Annotated in this window: 11 protein-coding genes; 4 read left to right on the plus strand and 7 right to left on the minus strand. The window is 72.4% G+C overall.

Features of this window, described 5'->3' with window-relative positions; all coding sequences use genetic code 11:
- The first annotated feature begins 72 nt into the window (after positions 1–72).
- Positions 73–1,581, plus strand: coding sequence for a glycoside hydrolase family 3 N-terminal domain-containing protein (locus OHA64_RS36465; protein WP_405620565.1), 1,509 nt, complete (start codon positions 73–75; stop codon positions 1,579–1,581).
- Positions 1,582–1,682: 101 nt separating this feature from the next.
- On the opposite strand, the gene OHA64_RS36470 is transcribed toward OHA64_RS36465, so the two are convergent.
- The gene (locus OHA64_RS36470; RefSeq protein WP_405624265.1) at positions 1,683–2,951 is read right to left on the minus strand and encodes a glycosyl hydrolase; all 1,269 of its coding nucleotides are present in this window, start codon (positions 2,949–2,951) and stop codon (positions 1,683–1,685) included.
- Between the two features lie 8 nt (positions 2,952–2,959).
- Here OHA64_RS36470 and OHA64_RS36475 point away from each other — a divergent pair, with 8 nt between their 5' ends.
- Together OHA64_RS36475 and OHA64_RS36480 are read left to right on the plus strand one after the other, a co-directional pair.
- Positions 2,960–3,976, plus strand: a complete 1,017-nt coding sequence (locus OHA64_RS36475; RefSeq protein WP_405620567.1) for an N-acetylglucosamine kinase — start codon at positions 2,960–2,962, stop codon at positions 3,974–3,976.
- Positions 3,973–6,213, plus strand: coding sequence for a glycoside hydrolase family 3 N-terminal domain-containing protein (locus OHA64_RS36480; protein WP_405620569.1), 2,241 nt, complete (start codon positions 3,973–3,975; stop codon positions 6,211–6,213). Before OHA64_RS36475 ends, OHA64_RS36480 begins: the two co-directional genes overlap by 4 nt.
- On the opposite strand, the gene OHA64_RS36485 is transcribed toward OHA64_RS36480, so the two are convergent.
- The 6 genes from OHA64_RS36485 to OHA64_RS36510 all read right to left on the minus strand — a co-directional run bounded on the left by OHA64_RS36485 (position 6,203) and on the right by OHA64_RS36510 (position 15,481).
- Complete coding sequence (locus OHA64_RS36485; RefSeq protein WP_405620571.1) at positions 6,203–7,084, minus strand: carbohydrate ABC transporter permease; 882 nt, start codon at positions 7,082–7,084, stop codon at positions 6,203–6,205. The genes OHA64_RS36480 and OHA64_RS36485 overlap by 11 nt on opposite strands.
- Positions 7,081–8,100: a carbohydrate ABC transporter permease gene (locus OHA64_RS36490; protein WP_405620573.1), complete on the minus strand. Its 1,020-nt coding sequence runs from the start codon at positions 8,098–8,100 to the stop codon at positions 7,081–7,083. The genes OHA64_RS36485 and OHA64_RS36490 overlap by 4 nt, the downstream gene beginning before the upstream one ends.
- Positions 8,101–8,102: 2 nt before the next feature.
- Positions 8,103–9,473, minus strand: a complete 1,371-nt coding sequence (locus OHA64_RS36495; RefSeq protein WP_405620575.1) for an extracellular solute-binding protein — start codon at positions 9,471–9,473, stop codon at positions 8,103–8,105.
- Between the two features lie 139 nt (positions 9,474–9,612).
- Positions 9,613–10,245: a peptidyl-prolyl cis-trans isomerase gene (locus OHA64_RS36500; RefSeq protein ID WP_405620577.1), complete on the minus strand. Its 633-nt coding sequence runs from the start codon at positions 10,243–10,245 to the stop codon at positions 9,613–9,615.
- Entirely contained in the window at positions 10,242–14,474 is a 4,233-nt protein-coding gene (locus OHA64_RS36505; protein WP_405620579.1) for an NEW3 domain-containing protein, read from the minus strand. Before OHA64_RS36505 ends, OHA64_RS36500 begins: the two co-directional genes overlap by 4 nt.
- A gap of 122 nt (positions 14,475–14,596) precedes the next feature.
- Positions 14,597–15,481, minus strand: coding sequence for a MurR/RpiR family transcriptional regulator (locus OHA64_RS36510; protein WP_405620581.1), 885 nt, complete (start codon positions 15,479–15,481; stop codon positions 14,597–14,599).
- Positions 15,482–15,600: 119 nt separating this feature from the next.
- Between OHA64_RS36510 and OHA64_RS36515 the strand changes: the two genes are divergently transcribed.
- The gene (locus OHA64_RS36515; RefSeq protein WP_405620583.1) at positions 15,601–16,365 is read left to right on the plus strand and encodes a sugar isomerase domain-containing protein; all 765 of its coding nucleotides are present in this window, start codon (positions 15,601–15,603) and stop codon (positions 16,363–16,365) included.
- The last annotated feature ends 33 nt before the right edge of the window (positions 16,366–16,398 follow it).

Consider the following 16,398-nt stretch of genomic DNA (forward strand, 5'->3'; position numbering starts at 1 on the left):
GCCCCGCTCTTTGTGAATCAATGAATCACCGATCTGTTGACTTTCGGCTGGTCGAGCCAGAGTATGTGCGGGATGACCCATGTCGAGCACCTGTCCCTGAGTGCCGCTCTCCCCGTCGACCTCGACGAGGCCGCCCACCGCTGTCTCGTCGCCGGGTTCGAGGGGACCACGGTGGTTCCCGACACGCTGAAGCGGCTCGTCGACCGCGGTCTCGGCGGGGTCATCCTGTTCACCCGGAACGTGCGGGACGCCGAGCAGGTGCGACGCCTCACCGACACCCTGCGGGCCATGCGTCCCGACCTGCTGGTGGGAATCGACAACGAGGGTGGCGGCATCGGCCACCTGGTCGGCGCCGGCGCCCCCGACGTCCCCGGCAACTTCGCCCTCGGCGTCGTCGACGATCCCCGGCTCACCGCCCGCTGCGCCGACGCGCTCGCCGGGCATCTGGCCGTGCTCGGTATCACCGCCTCCTACGCACCCGTCGCCGACGTCCAGCGACAGCCGGACAACCCGATCGTGCGCACCCGCGCCTTCGGCACCGACCCCGAGCTGGTCTCCCGCCATCTGCGGGCCTGGATCGAGGCCACCGAGGCACGCGGCATCGCCTCCTGCGCCAAGCACTTCCCCGGGCACGGCGGCACCCTCACCGACAGCCACCACGACGTCGCCCTCGACCCGCGCCCGTACGACGACCTCGACCTCGCTCCCTTCCGGGCCGCCATCACCGCGGGCGTGCCGATGCTGATGAGCGCCCACGTGGTGTTCCCGCAGCTGGACGCCAACCGGCCTGCCACCCTCAGCCGCCGCATCCTGAACGATCTGCTTCGAATCGACCTCGGCTTCGAGGGCGTGCTGGTCAGCGACGCCCTGGAGATGAAGGCGATCGCGGACCTCTACGGCGAGGCGGCCGGGGCCCGGATCGCGCTCGCCGCGGGAGCGGACCAGGTGATCGTGGCCGTCCCGGATCTGGAGGTCACCCTGTCCTGCCGGGACGCGCTGCTGGGCGCGCTGAACTCCGGACTGCTGTCCGAGGAGCGCGTGCTGGAGGCCGCCGGGCGGGTGCGGCGGCTCGCCGAGCGGTACGCGACGCCGGTGACCGCTGTCGCCGCGTGGGCCCCGGAGGCCGGGATGGAGGCCGCGCGCCGTGCCGTTCACGGACAGGATGGATTCGGGCCGGTGCGAGGCGCCCACGTGGTCGACCTGTTCCCGCCGCCGCATCCGGCGCTCAACTGGGGCGGCGAGGACCTGTTGAGCGAGCTGCGGGCCGTCGACCCCACCGCCACGGGCACCACCGTCACCGGCGAGGCCGCGGATCCGGTCTCCCTCGCCGACGGGACAGCCCGCGTCTCCGAGGGCGCGCCCCTGATCGTCGCCACCTGCGACGCCGACCTGCACCCCTGGCAGCGGCACCTGCAAGGCGCCCTGCTGGCCCGACGGCCGGACGCGATACGGGTGGCCACCGGGCTGCCGGACGGCGACGCGCTGTGCTCGTACGGCCGGGGGCGGGCGAACCTGCGGGCGGTGGCGGAGGTCCTGACGGGCGTCGGCGCGGTCGGTCGGCTGAGTCCGCAGGGCCGCTGAGCCGGGCAGCTGAGCAGGGCGTCCGAGCCCGCGGAATCAGACGGAGAGAGCGGATGCGCGATCGCTCGCGCACCCGCGTGGCCGGGCCTCGTGGCCGGCGCTCAAGAAAGGCGTACGACCTCCTTGATCCCGCGCGCGGCCAGGTGTTCCGGGTCGTCGGCCCGGGTCGCCAGGACCACCGCCGGGCGGGTGCCCTCCGTGCGCAGACGCATCCACGCCTCGAAGTACGCGCCGCCCGGACCGGACACCGAACGGGTGGCCGGGGTGCAGTCCAGGACCAGGGCGGTCTCGCGCGGTTGGGGTGCGGGCGGCTCGGCGCGCAGGTCGGCGACGGCGGCGGCGAGGGCCCGGGCGATCGGCTTGGCGCGGCCCGCCGAGTCGAACAGGCCCAGGGTGTACTCGAGTTCCGGGTAGTCGGCCAGGGCGCGGTCCACGTCGTGGGAGCACCACCAGGTCACGCCCCACAGACCCGTGCACCCGGCCGCGTTCCGCACCGTCGCCTCCGCGAACCCGGGCGCGTCGGCGGCCGGGATGTGCGGCTCGGGCGCGCCCGTCTCCTGGACCCAGACGGGCCGGGCCGGATCGTCGGCGTACGCCTTCGCCAGTTCCGTGCCGTACTCGGCGAGGTGCAGCACCTGCGGGGAGCCAGGGCCGTAGCGGCGGGCGCAGTCGCCGGAGAACACCCACGGGTGCACGGTGGTCAGGTCGCCCTTGCGGGCCGAGGCCTCGGGGGTGAAGGGGTGGTCGTCGCCGTACCAGGCGGCGTCGTACGCGGAGTGCGTGGCCAACTGGCCGGGGCGCAGGCCCTCACGGGCGGCGGCCAGCAGGGTGTCGAGGTAGTGGTCGACCTCCTGGGCCGTCGCCGGGTTGTGCTCGACCATGTTGTTGAGCTCGTTGCCGAGCTGGAGTCCGAGGAGGTTGGGGCGGTCGGCCAGGGCGTGCCCGAGGGTGCGCAGCAGCTCGGCCTGTGCCGCGATGGCCTCCGGGTTCGTGAACACGTTGCGGTGGTGCCAGGCGCGGGTCCACTCCGGGTAGAAGTCGAAGCTCGACAGATGGCCCTGCACGCCGTCCACGAGGACGTCCAGACCGGCCTCGGCGGCCAGATCGACGAGCCGCGCCAGCTGGTCCACGGCGGCGGTACGCACGAGCGTGCGGTTGGGCTGGAGGAGCGGCCAGAGGTGGAAGACCCGGACGTGGTCGAGGCCGAGCCCGGCTATCTGCTCCAGGTCCTCGCGCGCGTGCGCGGGGTCGAAGTCGTGCCAGGAGTGGAACCAACCGCGGCGGGGCGTGTAGTTGACGCCGAAGCGGAGCGTGTCGATGGGATCCTCCTCGGGTCCGGGCTTGTCCTGCACGAATGTATCAACCACCATAGTCATCGATGGGCAATGATTTGAACCAGACGTTGGGCGAGGAACTCGTCGTGGGCCTCGACGCGGGCGGCACCCGCACGCGTGCCGTGCTGGCCGGCGCCGATGCCTCCGGGCCCCTGCTGGGCGAGGGCGCGGCCGGGCCGGGCAACGCGCTGACCGTGCCGGTGCCGCAGCTCACCGACCACCTCGCCGAAGCCGTCGCCGACGCGGTCCCGGAGCGGCTGCGGGGCAGCGTCGTCTCCGTGGTCGGCGGTTTCGCGGGCGCCACGGCGGCGTCCCCGGACGACCCGGGGCACGTCAACGCCCGGTCCGCCCTCACCGCGGCGCTCCGACGGCTGGGCGTCCCGGCCGGGCCGGTCGGCATCTGCAGCGACATCGAGGCCGCCTTCGCCGCCGCGCCCGGCACCCCGGCCGACGGACTGGCGCTGGTGGCCGGCACCGGCGCGGTCGCCATGCGCATCACCGACCGGCACGCCACGGCCACCGTGGACGGCGACGGCTGGCTGCTCGGCGACGACGGCAGCGGCTTCTGGATCGGACGGGCGGCGGTACGGGCCGCGTTGCGGACGGCGGACGGACGGGGGCCGGCCACCGTGCTGGCGGAGAGCGTCGGGCGGGCTCTGGGACTTCCGGACGAGGTGGTGCCGAGCGGCCGGTGGACCCGCGCCGCACGCGAGGCCTACCGCATGCACCTGCTTCCCGCCGTGATGGCCGAGCCCCCGATCCGGCTCGCGCGGTTCGCCCCCCTGGTGGCTGAGGCGGCCGCCGCGAAGGACACCGTGGCGCAGGCCGTTCTGGACGAGGCGGCCGGCCTGCTGACCGAGACCGTACGGGCGCTGGAACCGAACCCCGGTGAGCGGATCGTCGCCACCGGCGGTCTCCTCGGCCCCGACGGCCCGCTCACACCCCGTCTGACCACACGCCTGGACGCACTCGGCCTGACCCTCGACTGGGTCGCCGACGGCTCCCGGGGCGCCGTGGCCCTCGCTTGCGTCGCCCACCTCGCCCACAGAGGTGCCGGTTGAACGCTCCGAAGCCGTCCGACGAAACCACCCCGCTCTACCGCGACCCCGCCGCCCCTCTCGACGCCCGCGTGAGCGACCTGCTCTCCCGGATGACCCTGCGCGAGAAGGTCGGTCAGCTCAACCAGCGGATGTACGGCTGGGACGCCTACCGCCGGACCCCCGACGGCCGCTTCGAACTCACCGAGGCCCTGTACGCCGAGACCGAGCGCTTCGCCGGCCTGGGCGCCCTGTACGGACTCCAGCGCGCCGACGCCTGGTCCGGCGTCGACCACACCAACGGTCCGGGCACGGCGGACGGCGCCGCGCTCGCCGACCTGGTGCAGCGGCATGTCGTCGAGCACAGCCGGCTGGGCATCCCCGCCCTGTTCGTGGAGGAGGTGCCGCACGGCCACATGGCCCTCGACGGCACCGTCCTGCCCGTCAACCTGGCCGTGGGCGCCGGCTGGGACCCCGCCCTGTACGAGCGTGCCGCCGCCCACGCCGCCGCCGAACTCCGCGCCCGCGGCGGCCACGTGGCCCTGGTGTCCGCCCTCGACATCGCCCGCGACCCGCGCTGGGGCCGCACCGAGGAGTGCTTCGGCGAGGACCCGTACCTCGCCGCCCGGCTCACCGAGGCGCTGGTGCGGGGCATGCAGGGAGAATCCGCCGAGCGGTTCGCCGCCGACAAGGCCCCCGTGGTCCTCAAGCACTTCGCGGCGCAGGGGGCCACCGTCGGCGGTCGCAACTCCGCCGAGTCCGAGGTCGGCCCCCGTGAACTCCACGAGATCCACCTGCCCGCCGCCCGCGCCGGCGTCCGCGCCGGAGCCGCCGCCGTGATGGCCGCCTACAACGAGGTCGACGGGATGCCCTGCTCCGGCAACCGGGCCCTGCTCACCGGGCTGTTGCGGGACAGCTGGGGCTTCGACGGACTCGTCATGGCCGACGGCCTCGCCGTGGACCGGCTGGCCCGCGTCACCGGCGACAGGGTGTCCGCGGGCGCCCTCGCTCTCAACGCCGGTGTCGATCTGAGCCTTTGGGACGAGGGCTTCACCCACCTGGAGGAGGCGGTCGAGCGCGGACTGGTGGACGTGGACACCCTGGACGCGGCCGTCTCCCGGGTACTGAGCCTCAAGTTCCGTCTGGGCCTGTTCGAACAGACCGGCGCCACAGCGTCCTTCCCGGCCGGGGGGAGGGACCTGAGCACGGCCCTCGCCCGGGCCGCGATCACCCTCCTCCACAACGACGGCGGCGCCCTGCCCGTCGCGCCGAGCGTCTCCCGTATCGCCGTCCTGGGACCACAATCCGCGGGCTTCGCCCACCAGTTGGGCGACTACACCGCCCCGCAACGCCCCGGCGCGGGCGCCGGTGTGCTCGACGGGCTACGGCGACTCGCCCCGCCCGGCGTCGACATCCGGCACGCCCACGGCTGCGCGCTCACCGGCGGCGACCTCTCCGGCATCCCCGAGGCGGTCGCCGCGGCCGCCGCCTCCGACCTGGCCGTGCTCGTGCTGGGCGGCAGCAGCGCCCGCACCCCGGACACCGAGTTCGCCGCCAACGGGGCGGCACGGGAAGCCGTGTCCGAGATGACCTGCGGCGAGGGCGTGGACCTCGCCGGGCTGCGGCTCGGTGCCGCCCAGTACGCGCTCATGGACGCGGTCGTCGCGACCGGCACACCGACGGCGGTCGTACTGATCCAGGGACGCCCGCACGTCGTACCCGACACCGCGGCGGCGCTGCTCACCGCCTGGTACCCCGGTCCGTGGGGCGGCGAGGCACTCGCCGAGGTGCTGCTGGGCATCGCGGAGCCGACCGGCCGGCTCCCCGTCTCCGTCCCGCGCTCGGCGGCCCAACTCCCCGTCTACTACAACCACAAGGACATCGAGTACGGCTCCTACGTCGACGAGAGCGCCGAGCCGCGCTACTCCTTCGGCCACGGACTGTCGTACACCAGCTTCGCGTACGGCCCGCCGCGCCTGTCGGGCCACACGGTCGAGGTCGATGTCACCAACACCGGGGAGCGGTACGGGCGTACGGTCGTGCAGGTCTATCTGAGGCGCCTGATCACGTCCGTCTGGCCGCGCACCCTCGAACTGTGCGCGTTCGAGGGCGTCGGCCTCGCGCCGGGCGAGCGCCGTACGGTCACCATGACCCTCGAAGCAGACCGACCGGAGCGGGCCGACACCGTCGAGATCCGCGTCGCGGAGTCGGCCCGGGCCGCGCTGAGTGCCGTGCCCGTCGTGCTGGACCTCAGAGCTTGACGGCCCCCGACGAGACACCCTTGTAGAACCACCGCTGTGTGATCACGAACAGCACCAGCACCGGGATCACGGAGATCACCGACCCGGCCATGACCATCCGCTGGTCGTAGCCGAACGACGAGCTCTGCAACCGGGACAGGCCCAGCGTGAGCGTCATGTGGTTCTCCGAGCGCAGCACGATCAGCGGCCAGAGGAAGTCGTCCCAGGCGCTGATGAAGGTGTTGATGACGACCACCAGGATCGCGCCCCACGCGGACGGCAGGTACAGGTGCCGGAAGCGCTGCCACTCGTTCGCGCCGTCGAGCATGCCCGAGTCCTCGATCTCGCGCGGCACCGCCAGGAACGCGCCGCGCATCAGCAGGACGTTGATGGCACCGACGAACCCGGGCAGCCACACGCCCGCCAGGCTGTCGATCAGCCCCAGGTCGCGGATGCTCAGGAACAGCGACACCATGATCGACTCGAAGGGGAACATCATCGAGGCGACCAGCACGACCCAGACCGCCTTGCGGCCCTTCCAGCCGGGCTTGGAGAGCATGTAGCCGGCCGTGGTGGAGAACACCAGCTGGCTGGTGACCGACAGGGCGACCACGATCAGGCTGTTCCTGATGTACGTGGCCACCGGCACCTGCTCGAAGACCGTCCGGTAGGCCCGCAGGGTCGGGTGCTGCGGCAGCAGGGAGGCGTTCGCCCCGAAGACGTCCTCGCCGGTGCTCTTCAGCGAGGCCAGCAACTGCCAGACCAGTGGGCCGACGGTGATGCCGAGCACCAGGATCAACAGCAGGTAACGGACGATCAGTTCGCGCGGGCGGCCGTAGTCCCGCCAACGGGGCATCAGGCGGCGGCGCTTGGCCACAGCGGCGGTCGTCATGCGTCGTCCTCCTTCGTCAGGCGCTGCGCCACCAGGGTCAGCCCGAGCGTCAGCAGGAACAGGGCCACGCTGACCGCCGAGCCGTAACCGGCGTTGCCGGTGAGGGGGTCCAGGCCGACGTCCCGGATGTAGAAGGGCAGGGTGCGGTCGGCGCCGCCGGGGCCGCCGGTGGAGCTGCCGAGCATGTAGATCTCCGTGAACACCCGCAGCGAGCCGATGCCGGTGAGCGTGCCGACGAGCATCATGGCCTGCCTGACGCCCGGCACGGTGATGTGCCAGAAGCGGCGGGCCGCGCCGGCGCCGTCCATGGACGCCGCCTCGTGCAGTTCCCTGGGCACGTTCCCGAGCGCGGCCAGGTAGAAGATCATGTACCAGCCGAGGCCCTTCCACAGCGTCAGGCCCATCGCGGACAGCAGGATCAGCCAGGAGTCGGACAGGAACGGGATGGCGTCCCTGATCAGATGGGCCTTCTCCAGCCAGGTGTTGACCAGCCCGTCGTCGGCCAGCAGCCACTGCCAGCTCAGACCCACGACCACGCTCGAGGCGAGCACCGGCGTGTAGAAGGCCGACCGGAAGAACCCGATGCCGGGCAGGTTCTTCTCCACCAGGACGGCCAGCAGCAGCGGCAGCAGCACCATCAGCGGTACGACGATCAGCGCGTACAGGATGCTGTTGCGGGTCGCCAGCCAGAAGTCGGAGTCGTCCAGCATCCGCGTGTAGTTGTCCAGCCCGACGAAGCTCGCGGCGCCGCCGAGCGGCTTGGCGTTGGTGAACGACAGCAGGAGCGTGTTGAGGAACGGGAACACCCCGAAGATGACCGCGCACCCGATCGCGGGAGCGGTCCACAGCCAGGGCAGCCACCAACGGCGGTACATCGCCGCGCCGTTGGCACCGGGAGCGGGGCCGGGCAGCACCGCCCGGGAGATGCGTCGTATGCGGGACGGGGCCGGGCCCGGCACGGAGGCCGTGGCCTCCGCACCGGGCACGGACACCGGGTTCGTGATCTGTGCCGTCACCGTCAGCCTGCCTGCTTCAGCAGCTCGTTGGCCTTCTCCTGGGCGTCCTTCACGGCCTGTTCGGGGCTCTTCTTGCCCTGCATCGCCAGCTGCACCTGGGAGACGATGGCGTTCTGCACGGCCGGGGAGAGGTTGGTCTGGTAGGCCGTGGTCGTCTTCAGCTGCTCGGCGACGAGCTTGCGGGCCTCGGAGAACGGGTCGCTGCCGGTCACGTTCTGGAAGAACGGGTCGTTGAGAGAGGTCGTGGTCGTCGGGAAGATCACCACGTTCGGGTCCTTGCACCAGGCCGTCTGGTTCTCGGCGTTGGTGAGGAACTCGCCGAACGCGAGGGCGGCGGCGGCGTGCTTGCTGGTCGAGGCGACCCCGATGTACTGCGGGGCGGCGGTGACGTGGCCGAGCTGGTCGTAGGGCTGCTGACCGACGCCGGTCTTGTCGTAGACCGACGGGCTGTTCTGCTTCACGAAGCGCACGAAGCTCGGGTTCGTAGAGCCGTAGGCGACCTTGCCCTGGCTGTACAGGGTGGAGGGGTCGTTGCTGGAGGACAGCGAGTCCTTCGGCATGGCGCCCTCCTTGTAGAGCTTCGCCATCCAGGCGACCCACTGGGTGGTCCGCGGATCGTTCGCGAACACCGCGGACTTGCCGTCGGCGGAGAGCGTCTTGATGTTCATCTGGTCGAAGTCGGCCGGTATCCGCCAGATCGGGTTGGCCATCGTCGCGTAGTACTCGCCCTTGGCCGACTTGGCGACCTTCTCGTAGTCGGCGAACAGCCCGAACAGGGTCGTCGGCGGCTTCGCGGGATCGACACCGGCCTTCTTCAGCAGATCGGTGTTGTACGTCAGCAGGATGCCGCCGGTGTACCAGGGGAGGACGGTGTGCGCCGAGGTGCCCGAGGCGTCCTTGAAGGTGCTGGACTTCCAGAACGCCGGGACGAACGGCTTGGCCGAGTCGGGGTCCTTGACGCCCAGGTTGAGCAGGTAGCCCGCCTTGGTGAGGCTGGTCGCCGTCTCGGCGTTGAGGTTGAGGACGTCCGGCAGGGTGCAGGCCTGGGCGTCGGCGACGGTGCGCTGGGTGAACGTGTTGTCGCCGGGATCGTCGATCCACTTGACCTTGGCGTCGGGGTGGGCCTTCTCGAAGTCCTTGATCACTCCGTTGAAGAAGTCCCCGAAGTCTTTCTTCAGGTTGGTCGTCTGGAAGGTGATCTGGCCCTTGACGTCGCCGGTGAGCTTCCCCGACCCGACGTTGCCCTTGTCGACCTTGCAGCCGCCGGCGGTGGAGTCGCCGCTGTCCGAACCGCCGGACAGGCCGCAGCCGGCGGCGGCCAGGGACAGGGCGGCGATACAGGTCAGGGTGCGGGTCAGTCTTCTTGCGCGCATGTGGTGGGCCCTCCTGCGACCGGGCGAGTCAGGATGTGGCTGGCTCAATGAACCAACTTCGACTCTGGTTGATGAAAAGGTGGACCAGAATTCATCGGAGGTCAATGGTTTCCGTGTTGCTTTTCGGTTCCGTACGAGATCAGTGCCGGTGCTCGTGGTCCGGATGCGACGGATCGCCCGGGTGCTCGTGCCCGTGCGCGTACACCACACCCGCGCGCGCCCGGTCCAGCCAGTCGAAGAAGGCCCGTCGGCCCGCCGCCCGCCGCAGCTCGCCCACGACCCCCTCGCGGACCTCCTGGTACGGCAGCAAGTCCTCCTCGGACGCCCCGCCGAAGGGGTCCACCCCGCGCCTGAGCGCCTCCGGGGTGAGGAAGCGGTCCCGGTTGCGGTCGTAGTAGTCCCGTACCGCCGCTTCGGGCACGTCCTGCCCGGCCTCCAGCTCGGCCAGCAGCAGCCGCGCCGCCGGGGAGTGGGCGAGCGCCGCCGCGACGATGCTGCCAAGGTCGGCCACGTCGTCCTCGGCCACGGCGAGCACCTCCGGCGACACCTCCGCCGGGGGTGCGAGCCCCCGGTCCGCGCAGGCCCGGCGGGCGAGTTCGTCGGTGACCACGACCTGGGTGGCCCAGCGCCGCCGCTGCCGTTCGGCACGGGCGATGGCCTCGGGACGGGTCTCGCGGTCGCGGGGCGGGACCGCCCGCAGGAGGGCGTCCACACGGTCCCTGCTGATCGCGGCGCCGTCCACCACGGCGGCGTGCCCGGTCGGAGGGCTCATGGCGTCACCTCCAGCGTGACCGCCTCCGTGTAGGCGACGGACCCGTGCCAGGCGACCTTCGCCAGCAGCCAGTACGCCCCCGGCGGCACCGCCGACCCGTCCACCTCGATCACGCACTCCAGCTCCTGCCCGCCGTCCACCGTGAACCCCTGGCAGCCGGGCCCAACCCCCGCCCAGGTGCCCCACGACGACAGCGCCCACAACTGCCCGCTCACCGGGCCCCGGGTGGGGTTCCGCACGGTCACCGGCACCCGGGCGCGCTCGCCCCGGCGCACGGTGACCCGCTCCACGCCCAGCCGGGACACCAGCGTCGGTCCGGTGTGCCCGTCGGGCACGTCCAGCGCCACGACGTCCTCGTACGTCTGCCCGCCGTACGACAGCCGGGCCGCCAGCCAGTGCCGGCCCGGCTCGGCGCCCGGCGGCGGGGTCACCGTGACCTCGCCGAGGCTGAACCCGCCCGGGCCCAGCGCGTACGGCAGTTCGGCGGGCTCGGCGGACCAGCCGGGCGGCACCTCGAAGGTCACCGTGCCCCGCGCCGGCGCGTCGGTCAGCTCCGAGCCGACCCGGACGGTCGCGGTGACGGGACCGGAGGCGGTCAGCGCGGCGGGGGAGAGGTAGACGGCCACGGGCAGGTTGCCGCGGGGCGCGGGCCCGGAGTTGTGCAGCCAGTAACGGGTGTGGACGGGCTGGGCGGGCTCGTGGGCCGCGACCGAGGGGCCCGGGGACGGTTCGGTGTCCACCGCGGGCGTGCCGAGGACCGTCGCCACCTCGAAGCCGGTCAGCGGGACGTCCAGCACGCCTTCCCCGTCCGGCGCCAGCGGCTCCCCGGGCCTCTCCAGGACGTCCGCCCGGGCGCCGTCCAGCCATCGCGCCGGACCCCGCAGCCGTGCCCGAACCGGCCGCCCGTTCACCTCGTGCATCCGGACGACGACTCCGCCCTGCGGTTCGACGGGGACCACGCTGCCTCGGGCGAGCGGGGAGCCGGCCGGTTTGAGCGCGTCGAGGAGGACCTCGCGGGCCGGCTCCAGCGTGAGCAGGGAGACGGTCCTGGGCAGCACGGAGGCCGTCTCCGCGTCCCGCCGCCGGGCGGTCAGCGGATGGTTGAACTCGTGTCCCCGCGCGGGCAGTCGCAGCTCCCGCCAGTCGCCCTCGCCGGCCACGACGGCGTACTCGAAGGTGTGGGACCAGCGTTGGAGCTGGAAGGCGGAGCCGTCGGGGGCCGTGCGGCGCGGCGGGTCGATCCAGATGCCGGACGGCCAGCCGGTGCAGGACCGCATCAGGGACAGGTAGAGGTCGCCCGACGCGGTGACCACGCAGCCGGGCGTGCCCCGGTTCAGGACGGCGAAGCCGCGTCCGTCCCAGGCGTCGCCCGGAGGCAGCGCCTCACCGCCGCCCGCCGCGGTGGCCGTGACGCTGAAGTCGTCCAGGTCGGCGATCAGCGTGTCGACCGCCTTGGCGTCGTCCTCGTGCCGGGCCCCCGCCACCACGAGCAGCGGCAGCCGCTCCAGGTCGCGCAGGTCGGCCCCGGGCACCCACTCCTCGCGCAGCGAGGCGCGCGGCGCGACCCACACGGCCGCCACCCCCCGCTCGGCCAGCTGCCGTGCGAGTTCGCGTCCGGCGGCCGGATCCCAGCCGAGGGCCTCCTCGACCACCGGGTTGCGGTCGGGGCCGCCGACGGCGATCCGGATGTCGGGGAGGTTGGAGTCGATCTCCAGGTCGCCGTAACGGGGGCCGCCCGCGATGGTCGACGTCGCGGTGACACCCGCGCGCACCAGGGCCGCCGCGAGCGGAGTACCGAGGTCACCGGCGGCGCCCCAGTCCGCGTACACCAGCTCCGCGACACCGATCGAACGGTGACCGAGGAACGTACCGGAGTCGTCGTGGACCGCGACCCGGGCGGTGGAGCCCAGCCCGAACCAGGTGTTGGCCGGGTTGTCCAGCGTCCACGGGAACTGCTCGCTGTCCACCTCGACGAACCCGAACCCGCGCCCGATGACGGCGTCCGCCACCTCGTGCACCGGCAGTCCGCCGCGTACGTCGGAGGGCCAGCGCACCCTGATCAGCCGGTCGGCGCCGTCGTAGCCGTCGACGGTCGTGGTGACGTCGAGGCGGTCGACGCCCGCCCACAGCGTCAGCCGCTGGGTGTACCGGAAGAGCCCGAGGTCGGCGCGGACGGTGATCCGCGATCCGGCGGGGGAGTGCTCGACCTCGACCTCGGCGCTCACGTCCCGGCTGCGGGCGGCGGTCGTGCCGGTGGGCGTGAGGTGCCAGGGGCCCTCGCCGAAGTGCGGGTGGCGCGGGTACTCCTCCTGGACGACGAGCTCGTTGCCGATGTCGCCGGGGCGCAGCAGTTCCCGGCCGCCCTCCTCGGTGAGCGCGCGCAGGCCGCTGACGGCGCCGCCGCGTCCGGGGTCGACCGTCACCTCGTAGAACTCGTTGCGGATGGTCGTTCCCTCGCCGGGCGTCCACCCGGGCACCGACCCCTCGGCCAGGGGGAGCGCCTTGAGTCCCATGCCCGGCACCTCCGGTACGACGACCCTGAGCCGGCCGTCGCCCTCCCGGACGGCGGGCAGCGGACGCAGGGCGTCGTCCACGGGGACCAGGCCCGGGTCCTCGACCGTGAGGACGTCCCGGCGCTGCCAGGTCGCGGAGTTGAAGACCACCAGGTCGGGGCCGCTGCCCGGGGCCACCCGGCCGGCGAGGGCCCGGGTCGCGTCGGCGTGCACGGTCTCGGCGAGGTCGTACAGCTCCCGCCAGCCGGTGAGCAGGTCGATGTAGACCTGGTCGGACTCGGAGCCGGTGACGGCGTCGTGGTGGGCGCCGTAGACGAGTTGCCGCCACGCCTTGTCGAGGGCCGCGTCGGGATAGGGGTGGCCGGTGACCAGCGAGGCGAGCGTCGCCCAGGCCTCGGCGTCGGCGAGCAGGGCCTCGCCGTACCGCTGGGCCTGCTTGGTGTCGATGTAGGAGACGTCCTTGCCGGTGTAGATCGGGTTCATGTCCCGCGTCTGCGGGGAGGCCCTGCGGCCTTCCTCGTCGAGCTGTGCACGGACGGCGGCGAAGAAGTCCCGGGGGACGGCGCTGACGAACCGCGGCCACACGTACCGGTCGTTCCAGTCGTGGTGGATGTCCATCACCCACCGGCACGGCGGCGCGTAGTCCCCGCCGACCGGCAGCAGCACGTTCCGGGTGAGCGCGACCTTCTTCAGCCCCTTGAACAGCTTGAGGGCCGCGGCCTCCGCCTCGGGCAGGGCGGGCGCGCTGTCGATCACCCAGCCGGCGGCGTAGTGGTTGACCATGTACGCGGTCAGCAGTCCGCGTCCCGAGGGCGCGATCCACTCGAACTCGGCGGGGAACTGCATCCGGCCGGGGTCGCGCGGCGCCTCGCCGAACACGGACATCGTCGGTCCCCACTGGTGGTACGGCCCGCGCGCCCACGAACTGGAGGTGACCCCCGCGTCCGCCATCAGCCCCGGGAACTGCGGATCGTGCCCGAACGCGTCCAGTTGCCAGGCGGTCTCGGGGGACGCCCCCATGATCCCGCGCTGGAACCCGTCGCCGTACAGCGCGTTGCGTACGGTCGCCTCGGCGCCGGTGAGGTTGGTGTTCGGCTCGTTGTAGGTGCCGCCCATGACCTCGACGCGTCCGGTGCGGATCAGCTCACGCAGGAAGGCGCGCTCCTCGGGGAAGGCGTCCCAGTAGGGCTTGAGGTAGTCGACCTCGGCGAGCACGAAGGTGTACGCCGGGTCGCGCCGGGCCAGGTCGGAGTGGGCCCGCACCAGGCTCATGCCGGAGTCGCCGCGGTAGCCGAAGGGGCGGGCGGGCAGGCCCGTGGAGGCGGGGTCGTCGCGGACGTCCCAGGTCTCGGTGTAGGCGGCCTGGGTGTTCCACCAGACGGGGTCGTAGTGGAAGTGGCTGACCATGAACATCGTCCAGCCGGGCTCCGCGGCGACGAACTCGCCTGCGTGGCGGGCGAGTTGGTCCCCGTCGGCGGCGGTGACGGTGATCGCGCGGCGCTCGCCGACGGCCAGATCGGCGGTCACCGGTATCTCGGCGCGCAGGGTGCCGTCCTCGGTCACCGTGGCGTCCACGGTGCCGTGCACGCCGGGGCCCTCGATGGTGAGCCGGACCGTCCGGCCGGGGGTGTGGCTCAGCTCGACGGCCACCACCTGGCGCGGCTGCTCGGTGGTTCCGACGAAGAGCTCGGTCGACTCGACACAGGACACGCGCATGGGGCTCCTACGAGGATGCTCGGCGAAACCCCATCGTGGCACCGGAACGATGATTCAAACAACCATCGTTGTGTAATTCCGGTGGTTCATCCATACACATTCGGCCGCGCGAGCCGCGACCCTCAGCGCGCGCGCCGGTTCTTCACCGTGTGTCGCCCCGCGATGTGGTCGGTCAGCGCGAGCGTGGAGCTCGCGCGCTGGTAGGTGAGCTGGGCTACCCGGACGTAGAGGCAGTCGATGAGGACCAGGACGGAGTGCCGGGCGCCGATGATGCCGGTGGGGAAGCTGCTCTCGGAGGTGGAGGAGATGAGCCGGATGTCGGCGGCGCGGGCGAGCGGCGAGCGGGGGTCGGCGGTGATCGCGACAGTCGTGGCGCCGCGCTCGTTGGCGAGCTCGAACGGCTCGATGGTCTCGCGGGTCGCCCCGGAGTGCGAGATGGCGATGGCGACGTCCGCCGGGGTGAGCAGGGCGGCGGAGGTGCTGGCCGCGTGCACCTCGGTCCAGCCGCGGACCGTGCAGCCGATGCGGAACAGCCGGGTCTCGGTCTCCTGCGCCACCGCGCCGCTGCCGCCCACGCCGTACACGTCGATCCGGCGGGCGCGGGCCATGGCCTGGGCGGCGCGCTCGATCGCGTCGAGGTCGATCCGGTCGATGGTCTGCTGGACCGCGCGCAGATCGGCGCTGCCCACGACCTGGACGACCCGCTCGAGGTCGTCGTCGGGGGAGATGTCCGGGCCGATCTCGGCGGTGCCCCAGTCGGAGGCCTGGCCGCGGCCGCGCTCCTGGGCGAGCTCGATCAACAGGTGCTGGTAGGAGTCGAGACCGATCGCGCGGCAGAACCGGGTCACCGTGGCCTGGGAGGTGCCGGTGCGGCGGCCCAGCTCCGCGGCCGAGCAGTGGGTGACGGCGGCCGGATCCTCCAGGATCAGCTCGCCGACCTTCCGCAGGGAGCCGGCCAGCCGGGGCAGCTCGGTGCGGATGAGAGTGGTGACGTCCGTCGGAGGCATGGGAAGAATGTATCAGCCACCGTTCATGGGGCGGATTGAATACCAGGACCGTACGTGATTTATTGATTCACCTCTTGAGATGTATAGGGTGGTTCAATCCATCAGCAGGGGAGTGTCGCGTGTCCGTCGAGTCCGTCAGCGCCCAGGGGTTCGCGCGCGCGAGCCTGGCCGTCCTCCAGCACATCACCGAGTCCGCCCGCGAGGACGTGGCCCGTGCCGCCGGACTGATCGCCGACACCATCCGCGCAAACGGCGTCATACAGGCCTTCGGCACCGGCCATTCGCAGGCGATCGTCCTCGAACTCGCGGGCCGTGCCGGGGGGTTGGTGCCCACGAACCGGCTGAGCATCGCCGACCTCGTCCTGTACGGCGGCGACGACCCCACCGTCCTCGACGACCCGCTGCTGGAACGTCAGGCCGGTGTGGCCGCGCGGCTCTACGACCTCGCCGCCCCGCATCCCCGGGACCTCTTCGTCGTCATCTCCAACTCCGGCGTCAACAACGTGATCGTCGAGATGGCCCTGCGCGCCAAGGAGCAGGGCCACCGGATCCTGGCCATCACCTCCCTCACCCACACCCGGGCGGTCCCCGCCGGCCACCCGAGCGGCAAGAAGCTCGCCGACCTCGCCGACGTCGTCCTCGACAACGCGGCCCCCCGCGGTGACGCCCTCCTGGAACTCCCGAACGGCGGCGCGGTGTCCGCCCTGTCCACGCTCACCGGCGTGATGCTGGTCCAGATGGCGGTCGCGGAGGCCTCCGCCCTGCTCCTCGCCGCCGGGGAGAATCCTCCGGTGTACGTCTCGGCCAACGTGCCCGGCGGCTTCGAGGGCAACCTGGAGCTGGAGAAGCGGTACGCGGGCCGGATCCGGCGTACCGCCAGCTGAGCCGTCGTACGGAATGGTGGCCGGGGTCGGCAA

This window comes from Streptomyces sp. NBC_00076, from assembly GCF_045041235.1.
Classification (GTDB): domain Bacteria; phylum Actinomycetota; class Actinomycetes; order Streptomycetales; family Streptomycetaceae; genus Streptomyces.

Bases quoted from the DNA above. Each gene is read 5' to 3' on its own strand.
- OHA64_RS36465 (WP_405620565.1), top strand. From the start codon at position 73: ATGACCCATGTCGAGCACCTGTCCCTGAGTGCCGCTCTCCCCGTCGAC.
- OHA64_RS36470 (WP_405624265.1), bottom strand. From the start codon at position 2,951: ATGGTGGTTGATACATTCGTGCAGGACAAGCCCGGACCCGAGGAGGAT.
- OHA64_RS36475 (WP_405620567.1), top strand. From the start codon at position 2,960: ATGGGCAATGATTTGAACCAGACGTTGGGCGAGGAACTCGTCGTGGGC.
- OHA64_RS36485 (WP_405620571.1), bottom strand. From the start codon at position 7,084: ATGACGACCGCCGCTGTGGCCAAGCGCCGCCGCCTGATGCCCCGTTGG.
- OHA64_RS36495 (WP_405620575.1), bottom strand. From the start codon at position 9,473: ATGCGCGCAAGAAGACTGACCCGCACCCTGACCTGTATCGCCGCCCTG.
- OHA64_RS36500 (WP_405620577.1), bottom strand. From the start codon at position 10,245: ATGAGCCCTCCGACCGGGCACGCCGCCGTGGTGGACGGCGCCGCGATC.
- OHA64_RS36505 (WP_405620579.1), bottom strand. From the start codon at position 14,474: ATGCGCGTGTCCTGTGTCGAGTCGACCGAGCTCTTCGTCGGAACCACC.
- OHA64_RS36510 (WP_405620581.1), bottom strand. From the start codon at position 15,481: ATGCCTCCGACGGACGTCACCACTCTCATCCGCACCGAGCTGCCCCGG.